Source organism: Corallococcus sp. 4LFB, from assembly GCF_046520365.1.
In the GTDB taxonomy this organism is placed as follows: domain Bacteria; phylum Myxococcota; class Myxococcia; order Myxococcales; family Myxococcaceae; genus Corallococcus; species Corallococcus caeni.
This window is the reverse complement of sequence record NZ_JBKGHJ010000333.1, coordinates 1-9,860: the sequence shown is the minus strand read 5'-3', so window position 1 is coordinate 9,860 and position 9,860 is coordinate 1. Positions and strand designations below refer to the sequence as shown.

10 protein-coding genes are annotated in these 9,860 nt (G+C 70.9%); 8 read left to right on the top strand and 2 right to left on the bottom strand.

Annotation, left to right across the window (positions count from 1 at the left end):
- A partial coding sequence (locus ACLEQD_RS28980) for a Clp protease N-terminal domain-containing protein (protein WP_410388433.1) occupies positions 1-380 on the bottom strand: 380 nt, incomplete at its 3' end.
- A 216-nt stretch (positions 381-596) separates the two neighbouring features.
- On the opposite strand from ACLEQD_RS28980, the gene ACLEQD_RS28975 reads away from it, so the two are divergent.
- The 8 genes from ACLEQD_RS28975 to ACLEQD_RS28940 all read left to right on the top strand — a co-directional run bounded on the left by ACLEQD_RS28975 (position 597) and on the right by ACLEQD_RS28940 (position 9,405).
- Complete coding sequence (locus ACLEQD_RS28975; protein ID WP_410388431.1) at positions 597-1,295, top strand: YIP1 family protein; 699 nt, start codon at positions 597-599, stop codon at positions 1,293-1,295.
- Positions 1,292-2,617 carry a TolC family protein gene (locus tag ACLEQD_RS28970; protein WP_410388429.1) on the top strand — a complete coding sequence of 442 codons (1,326 nt, stop codon included), beginning with the start codon at positions 1,292-1,294 and terminating at the stop codon, positions 2,615-2,617. The genes ACLEQD_RS28975 and ACLEQD_RS28970 overlap by 4 nt, the downstream gene beginning before the upstream one ends.
- A complete protein-coding gene (locus tag ACLEQD_RS28965; RefSeq protein WP_410388427.1) occupies positions 2,614-3,867 on the top strand; it encodes an efflux RND transporter periplasmic adaptor subunit in 1,254 nt (417 codons plus the stop codon). Before ACLEQD_RS28970 ends, ACLEQD_RS28965 begins: the two co-directional genes overlap by 4 nt.
- Positions 3,864-4,622: an ABC transporter ATP-binding protein gene (locus tag ACLEQD_RS28960; protein ID WP_338263707.1), complete on the top strand. Its 759-nt coding sequence runs from the start codon at positions 3,864-3,866 to the stop codon at positions 4,620-4,622. The genes ACLEQD_RS28965 and ACLEQD_RS28960 overlap by 4 nt, the downstream gene beginning before the upstream one ends.
- The gene (locus ACLEQD_RS28955; protein ID WP_410388425.1) at positions 4,619-5,857 is read left to right on the top strand and encodes an ABC transporter permease; all 1,239 of its coding nucleotides are present in this window, start codon (positions 4,619-4,621) and stop codon (positions 5,855-5,857) included. The genes ACLEQD_RS28960 and ACLEQD_RS28955 overlap by 4 nt, the downstream gene beginning before the upstream one ends.
- A 4-nt stretch (positions 5,858-5,861) precedes the next feature.
- Entirely contained in the window at positions 5,862-7,091 is a 1,230-nt protein-coding gene (locus ACLEQD_RS28950) for an ABC transporter permease (protein ID WP_410388424.1), read from the top strand.
- 131 nt (positions 7,092-7,222) lie between these two features.
- Positions 7,223-8,752, top strand: coding sequence for a HEAT repeat domain-containing protein (locus ACLEQD_RS28945; protein WP_410388422.1), 1,530 nt, complete (start codon positions 7,223-7,225; stop codon positions 8,750-8,752).
- 74 nt (positions 8,753-8,826) lie between these two features.
- Positions 8,827-9,405 carry a GNAT family N-acetyltransferase gene (locus ACLEQD_RS28940; protein ID WP_410388420.1) on the top strand — a complete coding sequence of 193 codons (579 nt, stop codon included), beginning with the start codon at positions 8,827-8,829 and terminating at the stop codon, positions 9,403-9,405.
- Positions 9,406-9,415: 10 nt separating this feature from the next.
- Here the strand turns inward: ACLEQD_RS28940 and ACLEQD_RS28935 are convergent, their stop codons facing one another.
- Positions 9,416-9,700, bottom strand: coding sequence for a tetratricopeptide repeat protein (locus ACLEQD_RS28935; RefSeq protein WP_410388419.1), 285 nt, complete (start codon positions 9,698-9,700; stop codon positions 9,416-9,418).
- Positions 9,701-9,860: the final 160 nt, after the last annotated feature.

Here is a 9,860-nt window from a genome sequence, read left to right as displayed (position 1 = left end):
CTAGGCCAGGGGACGGTGTTGGGACAGGGAGATGAGGTCCAGGCCCGTCGGCCCAAGAGGTCGCTCGCCGCGCAGCGCTTGCGGATGATGGCGATGAGCAGGTGGAGGCAGTCCGCCTCGCCCGCACGGAACGTGCTGGCCAGCTCCCGGGCGCGCGCGGTCAGCTCCTGCACCACGTTGCCCGTCTCCGCCGGGGCCTCCGTGATGAGCTGCAGCAGCGCGTCCTCGTCCACGCCCTTCTCCTTCAGGAGGAGCTGGGCGCGGTTCTCCACCGTGAAGAGCGCGAGCAGCACATGCGCCGACGTGGGCTTCTGGGCGACGCTGCGGGCAATGTCATGCGCCTCATGGAGAACCTGGGCGAGATCCGTGCTGTCGACCATTCATGCTCCGGCAAGCGTGCAGCCGAGCGGAATACACCGTCCGCCGCCCCGCCGCAAAATTTAGGCTACAGACCGCTACAGGATGGATGCAAGGCAGGATAAACCTTGGGGCGCGGCCGGATTTCGATTGGCTGCCCGCCCGTTTCCCGACTCAATTCGAGCGACCGGGCAATCACGCCGGGTGGGCTGCGTAATCCGCCCAGAGACCCCAACCCTATGACCTCCCTTGTCCAACCGGCGCGCGTCTTCGTGGACCCCCTTGGGGGAACGCGCACCGCCGTCGAGGCCCGGCGCTGGCTGTGGCCCCTCCTCATCCTCGCCTTCTGCGTCGCGGCCTCCGGTGTCGCCTACGCGCTGCGCTGGGACGCCACCACCTCCGTGGTGAGCGCCCTCCCCACGGACGCCTCTGCGTCCAGCGTCTCCGAGTCCGACATCACCGAGCAGATCCAGACGGCGTCGCGCAAGGCGCTGGTGGGCGGCATCGCCAAGGGGCTCATCGTGATGCCCCTGATGGTGCTGCTGCTCGCGTGCATCCTCTGGGTCACGGCGTGGCTCTTCAACAAGCCCGCCGCCTTCGGGCAGCTGATGGCGGCCGCCGCGGTGGCGCTCTTGCCCATCGCGCTGTACCACCTCATCTACGCGGTGTGCGCGGGCTACCAGCACTCGCTCACCGAACTGCGCGCGGAGCGGCTCGTGCCCTCCAGCCTGGCCCTGCTGGACGGGCTGTCGCCCAAGATGCAGCGCGTGCTCAAGGGCGCGGACTTCTTCAACCTGTGGAGCGTGGGCCTGCTGGGCGTGGGCTTCTCCACCGCCACCGGGATGCGCCTGGGGCGCTCGCTCGTCCTCGTCGGGGTGCTCTACCTCATGTATGTCGGCGTCTTCCTCATCGGGCTGCCGGCGGGAGGTGGCCAGTGAGCGGCTTCCTCGTCGTCGCGGCGCTCTTGACCGCCACCCCCATCACGCTGGAGGAGACGCGCCAGCTGGGCCGCAAGAACACCCAGGCGCTCCAGGCCGCGCTGGACGTCGCCGTGGCCCAGGAGGACCAGCGCGTGGCGCGCTCCGGCCTCCTGCCCCAGGTGCAGCTCAACGTGGGCCCCAGCCTCAACTACCTGGGCCGCCGCCGGCAGGTCTTCAGCGTCCCCATCAGCGAGACGGAGACCGTCACGCGGGAGGTGGTGAGCTCCTCCAACACGGCGGACAGCTACTCCGCGTCCCTGGGCCTGTCGCAGGTCATCTACAACCGCGGCCTCTGGAAGCAGCTGGAGCAGGCGGGCGTCAACGTGGACGCCATCCGCAACCAGTCCATCGAAGAGGCGGACACCTCCGAACTGGAGGCCATCCGCCGCTTCTTCAACCTCTTCCTGTCCCAGGCCACGCTGGACGTGCTCAACGCCACCGCGAAGCGCAGCGAGGAGCAGCTGGAGCGCGCGCGCGCCCTCTTCCAGGCGGGCCGCGTGGGCAAGGCCGAGGAGATCTCCGCCCAGGTCAACCTGGGCAACGACCGCATCAACATCGTGCAGCGCCAGAACCAGCTGGTGGCGGACCAGGTGCAGCTGGCCGTGTGGCTGGCGCGCCCCGGCACGGAGGCCATCGTGGCGGTGGACCCCGGCGTGCTCCAGCAGGAGCCCGCGCCCGCGCCCGCCCTGGATGACGCCCTCAAGCAGGCCCGCGAGCACCGCGCCCTGCTCAAGGCGCTCCAGCAGCGCGTGCGCGTGGCGGAGCTCCAGCGCGCCATCGTGCAGGGGGACTACATCCCCCGCGTGGGCCTGTCCGCGCAGTACTCGCACACCAGCCAGGCCCCGGGCCCGTTCTTCAGCGAGCCCGGCTACGGCAACATCTTCACGGGCGGGGTCAACCTGACGTGGGACCTGTTCAACGGCTTCAACACGCAGGCCCAGTCCGCGCGCGCCCAGGTGAACATCCGCAAGGCGGAGCTGACGTTCGCGCAGACGGCGCGCGAGCTGGAGGCGGAGGTCCGCCGCGCCCACCAGGTGCTGGACGGCCAGATTGCCTCCGCGAAGCTCGCGACGGCCAACCGCGCGGTCGCCCAGCAGGGCCTGGCGCTGGCGGAGGAGCGCTTCCGCGCGGGCGCCGGCTCCACGCTGGACGTGCGAGACGCGCAGCTCAAGCTGACCCAGGCGGAGCTGGTGTTGCTCCAGAGCCGCATTGATGTCGAAATCGCCCGCTATGCCCTGTTCCGGGCCATGGGCACGCTGAACCCGGGAGACTCACAATGACGTGGTGGAAGGCGGCAATCGCCGGCGCGCTGTTGCTTGGAGCGGTGGCCATCACCGTGGGCGGCCTGCGTGACCGGCCCCCCCCGACGCAGGAAGTCCAGATGGCCAAGGCCCGCAAGGGCACCATCACCCGCACCATCACCGGCGCGGGCAAGGTGCAGGCGGCCACCACCGTGAAGATCTCCTCCAACCTGTCCGGCGACCTCATCGCCCTCAAGGTGAAGGACGGCGACGCCATCACCAAGGGGCAGGTGCTGGGGCAGATAGACAAGCGCTACTACGAGGCGGCCGTGAAGCAGGCCACCGCGTCCCGCGACGCGGCCCGCGCCGAGGTCCAGGTGGCGGAGGTGGACGCCACGCGCCAGCGCGCGGAGCTGGCCCGCGTGAAGGGGCTGGCGGAGAAGGGGCTCGCGTCCGCCGCGGAGGTGGAGCAGTCCAAGGCCGCGGCCGACACCGCCGATGCGCGCCTCGGCGCCGCCAGGCAGCGCGTGGCCCAGAGCAACGCCGTGCTGGAGCAGGCGACGACGGACCTGGCGCGCACCACGCTGCTGTCCCCCATCGACGGCAACGTCATCGAGCTGTCGCGTGAAGTGGGCGAGCGCGTGCGCGGCTCCGACTTCTCCGAGGACGTGGTGATGACCATCGCCGCGCTCAACCAGATGGAGGTGAAGTTCGAGGTGGGTGAGCACGAGGTGGTCCACCTGAAGTACGGCCAGCCCGCGGAGGTGACGCTGGACGCGCTGGAGGGCCAGTCCTTCACCGGCACCGTGGTGGAGATTGCCCAGAAGGCCACCATCAAGAACCCGGGCACGGAGGCCGAGGTGACGAGCTTCCCCATCACCGTCGCCCTGGACGCGCGCCCGCCCGGCGTGCTCCCCGGCATGAGCGCCGAGGCGCGCATCAGCGCGGAGACGCACGAGGACGCGGTGCTCGTGCCCATCCAGGCCGTCACGGTGCGCTCCGAGCGCACGCTGCCGGACTACCAGGCGCCCGTGGAGGGCACGTCCCTCACCGCCAAGCGCCGCACGGAGACGCTGGCCAAGGTCGTCTTCGTGGTGGACAACGACAACAAGGCCCAGGTGCGCCGCGTGCGCACCGGCATCGCCTCCGACACGGAGCTGGAGGTGCTCGAGGGCCTCCAGGTCGGTGACCGCGTGGTGGAGGGCCCCTACCGCACGCTGTCCAAGGAGCTGTCCCACGGGGACGCGGTGCGCGAGCCGGAGAAGGCCGCGGCGAAGGGCAAGTCGTGACGCCAACCCCTGCACCGGACGCGGGCCCCCTCATCCAGGTGGAGGGGCTCACGCGGGCCTTCTTCGTGGGCGGTGAGGAGGTGCGCGCGCTTCGCGGCGTCTCCTTTGGCATCCAGCGGGGGGAGTGGGTGGCCATCATCGGCCAGTCCGGCTCCGGCAAGAGCACGCTCATGAACGTGCTGGGCTGCCTGGATACGCCCACGAGCGGCCGCTACATGCTCAACGGCAAGGACGTGTCGCGCATGGACGACGACGACCTGGCCGTCATCCGCAACGTGGAGATCGGCTTCATCTTCCAGACGTTCCAGCTGCTCCCCCGGGAGACGGCGCTCGCCAACGTGGAGCTGCCGCTGGTGTACCGGGGCATGGGCGCGAAGGAGCGGCGCGAGCGCGCGAAGGCGGCGCTGGACAAGGTGCAGCTCACGCACCGCATGCACCACCGGCCCAACGAGCTGTCGGGCGGTCAGCGCCAGCGCGTGGCCATCGCGCGGGCGCTGGTGTCGGAGCCGTCCATGCTCCTGGCGGACGAGCCCACGGGCAACCTGGACTCGGCCACCGGCGAGGAGATCGTCAAGCTCTTCGAACAGCTTCACCGGGCGGGGCACACGCTGGTGCTCGTCACGCACGAGCCCAAGCTGGCCGCGCGCTGTCCCCGGGCCATCCGGTTGAGCGACGGAGAGATTGTCGCGGACGGGCCGGGGCCGGAGGTGGCGCTGGGGGTGCACGGGGTGGCACCGCAGGCGGGCACGGCATGAAGTTCCAGCAGGGCTTCCGCGTGGACGTGCTGGAGGGGGCCCGCATCGCGGTGTTCTCCCTCCGGGCGAACCGGATGCGCACGGTGCTCACGACGCTGGGCATCGGCATCGGCGTGGCGACGCTGCTGGCCATCGTCGGCATCATCCAGGGGCTCAACTCGTCATTCGAGAAGCAGCTGGCCACCCTGGGGGCGAACACGGTCTTCGTCTCCAAGTACCCCTGGATGATCAAGGGCAACTGGTGGCTGTACCGCAACCGGAAGAACTTCACGCTGGAGCAGGTGGCGCAGGTGCGCGCCCAGGCGGACTTCATCACCGCCATCTCCCCGGCGGTGATGCGCTCGTCGGACGTGGCGCACGGCGCGCTCCAGGTCTCCAACGTGCGCATCAACGGCGTGTGGAGCGACTACCTGTCCATCGGCAACTACGAGGTGGTGTCCGGGCGGTTCGTCACCCGCGCGGACGAAGAGGTGAACCGGCCGGTGGCGGTGCTGGGCGCGGACGTGGCCGCCACGCTCTTTCCCAGCGTCAGCCCGCTGGGGCAGACGGTGCGCATCGACGGGCGGCCCTTCCAGGTGGTGGGCACGCTGGGGCGCAAGGGGAAGATTGTCGCGGAGAACATGGACATGTCCGTGTTCATGCCCTTCAAGACCTTCAACTCCAGCTTCGGCAAGGGGCGGCCCATGCAGATCGCCATCGCCGTGGCGGACGCGGGCCAGATGGCGAAGGCGGAGGACCAGCTGGTGGGCATCATGCGGCGCGTGCGCGCGACGCCGCCGGGCCAGGCGGACGACTTCAACATCAACCGGACGGACTCGCTCGCGGCGACGTACGAGCAGCTCACCGGCGCGCTCTACGGCGCGGCCACGGGCGTGGGCCTCATCACGCTGCTGGTGGGCGGCATCGGCATCATGAACATCATGCTGGTGTCCGTGCGCGAAAGGACGCGGGAGATTGGCGTCCGCCGGGCGCTGGGCGCGCGGCAGCGCACCATCGTGCTCCAGTTCCTGATGGAGGCCTCCAGCGTGTCCGCGGTGGGGGGCCTGCTGGGGACGGTGGTGGGGCTGGGCACGGCGAAGGTCGTGTCGCTGGTGACGCCGCTGGCGGCGGACGTGCGGCCGGGCACGGTGGTGGGCGGGGTGGCGTTCGCGGCGCTGGTGGGCCTGTTGTTCGGCATCTGGCCGGCCGCGCGAGCCGCGAAGCTGGACCCGGTGGAAGCGCTCCGCTACGAATAGCGCGATGCGTGCCTTCCTGGACAACCTGCGGCTGTCGGTGGGCACCTTCCTGGGCAACCCGCTGCGCTCGCTCCTGACGCTGGTGGGCATCGTCATCGGCGTGGCCACCGTCATCACGATGATGGCGATGATTGAAGGCCTGCGCGAACAGGTGAACAAGAACCTGGGCAGCCTGGGGGCGCACACCTTCGAGGTGACGAAGTGGCCCACCGGCTTCGGCCGCATCAACTGGGCGAAGTACGCGAAGCGCAAGGACCTGCTCGTCGACGACGTGCGCGCCATCCTGGAGTCGTGTCCCTCGGTGGGGGCGGCCACGCCCCTGGCCCAGGAGTGGGGCAAGAAGCTGACCACCGCGTTCCGGGAGACGCCCCCTTCGGTGAGCATCGTGGGCACGGAGCCCACGTACCTGGAGACGAGCGGCGTCGTCGTGACGAACGGCCGCTTCTTCAACGAGACGGAGACGCTGGACGGCCGCCCGGTGATGGTCATTGGCGTGGACCTGGCGGACACCCTCTTTCCGGGCATGAACCCGGTGGGCTCCGAGGTGCGGCTGCAGGGCCGGCCGTTCCAGGTGATTGGCGTGCTGCAGAAGCGCGGCAGCGTCATGGGGATGGCAAGCCAGGACAACCAGGCCATCGTCCCCATGCGCGCCTTCCAGCAGTTCTACGGCAAGAACCGCTCGGTGGAGATCGACATCCAGGCGCGCGACGGCGCCGTGTTCCAGAAGGCGCAGGACGAGGTGGTGAACCTGATGCGCCGCCGCCGGGGGCTCACGCCCCAGGAAGCGAACGACTTCGAGCTGCACACCAACGAGTCCATGACGGCATCCTTCAACGAGCTGTCCCAGGTCATCGCGCTCGCGGGCGTGGGGGTGTGCCTCCTGTCGCTGGTGGTGGGCGGCATCGGCATCCTGAACATCATGCTGGTCGCCGTGACGGAGCGGACGCGGGAGATTGGCATCCGCAAGGCGCTGGGCGCGCGCCGCCGCCGCATCCTGGGCCAGTTCGCCACGGAGGCGGTGATGCTGTCGCTGGTGGGCGGGATGCTGGGGCTGGGGCTGGGCTTCGGGTTCGTCTTCCTGGGCAAGTGGGTGCTGCTGTTCCCCATGAGCGTGCCCGCGTGGGCCGTGGCGCTGTCGCTGGGCATGAGCTGCGGCGTGGGGCTTCTCTTCGGCATCTACCCGGCGTCGCGCGCGGCGCGGTTGGATCCGGTGGAGGCGATGCGCGCGGAGTAGGGTGCACGGATGGGTGATGCACTGGAGGAGGCGCGGCGCCGGGCCTCCGGAGACGACCTCGCTTCGCTGCGCAGGCTGGACGCGCGGATGGTGCGCTCGGGCTTCCGGCACGCGGACAAGACTCCCCGCGAGTGGGTGGCGGAGCTGGTGGCGCAGGGAGGGGGCGCAGGTCCCATCCCTACGACGCGCACGAAGCGCTGCGGGCCATTGGCCTGGGGGCGGTGCCCGCGTTGCTGGAGGCGCTGGCGACGCCCCGGCTGGCGGAGACGGAGACCGCGGACGCCAACATCCGCTTGAACGTGCTCGAGGCGTTGATGGCGGTGGGCCCGCTGCCCCGGTGCGCGGTGCCCGCCGTGCTGGGGCTCTTGTCCCGGCGCAGCGCCCGGGTTCAGCGTCAGGCGCTACGGGCCCTGGTGTTCCTTCGCCCCCGGCCGACCCGGCTCGCGGTGCGGCTGTTGCTGGAGGCGTGCCGGGACAAGACGCAGTGGCAGCTGCGAGCGACGGCACTGGACGCGCTGGCGGCGCTGGACGGTCCAGTCCCGGACGACGTGCTGAAGGAGGCCCTGGGGCGGTTGTCGGATGAGAGTCCCTACGTCCGCCGCTCCGCGCTGCGCCTGCTGGGCCGGTGCACCCCGCCTTCCGAGGAGGTCCTTCGCGCGCTGGAGGAGCAGGTGGTGCTGGATGACGAGAGCCGCGTCGTCGTGCTCCAGGTGCTCTCCTGGCTTTCGCCGTCGCGCGCGCTGCCGCTGCTCGACAAGACGGCGGGGGGACTGGTGGGCCTCCTTCCGAATGACCGGGAGGGGGCGCGGTTGGGGCTCTACGCGCTCCACCTGCTCGCGGGGATGGGGGAGGGGGCGCGGCCCGCGGTGGGCCTGCTGCGGCGCGTGCTGACGCATGCCGCGAAGCGGGGACACGGGGACCCCTTCTCCTGGAGCATGCGGATCCACGCCGGGACCGTGGCGGATTCCATCATCCGGAGCGGCCCGTTGCCCGTGGAGGCGCGGACCCCCGGGCCGGGCTCGCCGCGACTGGCCCGGGCGTTGGCGGGGCCGGGGCCGGGGCCGGTGGACGCGGAGCACCCGGACTCCGCCCGGTTGCAGGATTGGGTGGATTCGCTGGGGCCACTGAGCCAGGAAGCGGAGGTCCGGCTGTGCGTGGCGGTGGCGCGCGTCGCGGCGCGGGTCTGGGACAGGCATGGGCCGGAGAACGACGGCGCCCAGTCAGCCCTCCTCGCGCTGGAGGAGTGGGTCCTCGCGCCGGATGAGGCGCACCAGCGCAAGGCGATGGAGATTGGCTTGTTCGTCCCCAGCCAGCTCCTGGCGTCGGAGTTGTTCAACGCGGCCTGGTGCCTCCATTACGCGACGCTGATGGTGGCGGACGCCGACAGGCGGGGCGTGGGCTTCACGGGCCTCACGCCCAGGGATCCGGAGCACCTGCTGGCGACGTGCGCCTGGGCCGCGTACCGGGCGCTGAGCAGCGGGACCTGCATGACCCTGGACGAGGGGTGGCGAAGCTCCACCCTCACCCGGACGCGCACGCCCGATGAGACGCTGGCCTTGCTCCACCGGGCCATGGTGGACGAGGTGCTGCCGTGGGCCCGGGGTGAATGGGATCCGATCCGCGACGTCCTGCGCGAGCGGCGCGGACTGCTGGGGGAGTGAGCCCCATCGCCATGGTGATGAGGGCGATCACCCGGTAGGGTGGTGAGGTCCCTACCGCTCGGGGCCTGCTCCGCATGTCCATGTCCTACGTCACGCTGCCGCTGCCCGCCGTTCCCGCGCCGTACCGGGTGCGCCTCTTCACTCCCGACGACATGGACGGGGTGATCGCGCTGTACTCGCACCCCGAGGTGGCGCGGAGCCTCAACTTCACGGTGCCCGTGCTCCGGGAGACGCTGCACACGAAGCTGACCGGCGACCTGGAGGCGATGCGCCAGGGCAAGGGCATCCGGTGGGTGCTGGCGCGGGAGGAAGACCTGACGCCCCTGGGCTACCTGACCCTCTTCAACTGGAGCCAGAAGGACCGCCGCGCGGAGGTGGGCTACATGGTGGCGCGCGCGCTGTGGGGCCAGGGCGTGATGACGGGCGTCCTGCCCGCGTTGATCCGCTTCGGCTTCGAGCACCTGAACCTGCACCGCATCGAAGGCATGGTGAACGTGCGCAACAGCGCGTCGTCCAGGGCGCTGTTGCGCGCGGGCTTCCAGCAGGAGGGCGTGCTGCGCGGCCATCAGGCCGACGGGAACGGCGGCGGCTTCAACGACATGCTCCTGCTGGCGCTGCTCGAGGACGCCTGGCGCGCGTCCCTGGCGAAGTAGGCCGCGAGCCTCACGGCAGGTCGCGCGCGAACTGTTCGCGGTAGCGGGCCTGGAGCGGCTTCAGCTGACGGGTGCCCCGGTACTCGCGGGCGAGCAGGTGCCACGCCTCCGTGCGCGACGGCTCCAGGGCGATGACGCGCTCCAGGTGCTTGCGTGCGCGCGCGTGCGCGCGGGTGTTCGTCGCCAGCACGCCGAGCAGCAGGTGGGCCTGCACCGCATCCTCCCGGAACGCGAGCACGCGCTCGCAGGAGGTCCGCGCGGAGCCCAGCCGCCCTGGAGCAGGTGCAGCTCGCATTGCAGGAGCGTGACGGACGGGCTCGCCGGGAACGCCCGCGCCAGCGCGGCGATGCGCTCACGCGCGGGGCCCGAGGAGCCCGCATGCAGCAGCGCCTCGACGTCGGACACCGCTCGCACCAGCGCCCCTTCGCGCGCGGGCTCCAGGGAAGGGGAGGTGC

Excerpts from the sequence above, each read along its gene's own strand:
- ACLEQD_RS28935 (WP_410388419.1), bottom strand. The coding sequence starts at position 9,700 with ATGCGAGCTGCACCTGCTCCAGGGCGGCTGGGCTCCGCGCGGACCTCC.
- ACLEQD_RS28940 (WP_410388420.1), top strand. The coding sequence starts at position 8,827 with ATGTCCATGTCCTACGTCACGCTGCCGCTGCCCGCCGTTCCCGCGCCG.
- ACLEQD_RS28975 (WP_410388431.1), top strand. The coding sequence starts at position 597 with ATGACCTCCCTTGTCCAACCGGCGCGCGTCTTCGTGGACCCCCTTGGG.
- ACLEQD_RS28965 (WP_410388427.1), top strand. The coding sequence starts at position 2,614 with ATGACGTGGTGGAAGGCGGCAATCGCCGGCGCGCTGTTGCTTGGAGCG.
- ACLEQD_RS28950 (WP_410388424.1), top strand. The coding sequence starts at position 5,862 with ATGCGTGCCTTCCTGGACAACCTGCGGCTGTCGGTGGGCACCTTCCTG.
- ACLEQD_RS28955 (WP_410388425.1), top strand. The coding sequence starts at position 4,619 with ATGAAGTTCCAGCAGGGCTTCCGCGTGGACGTGCTGGAGGGGGCCCGC.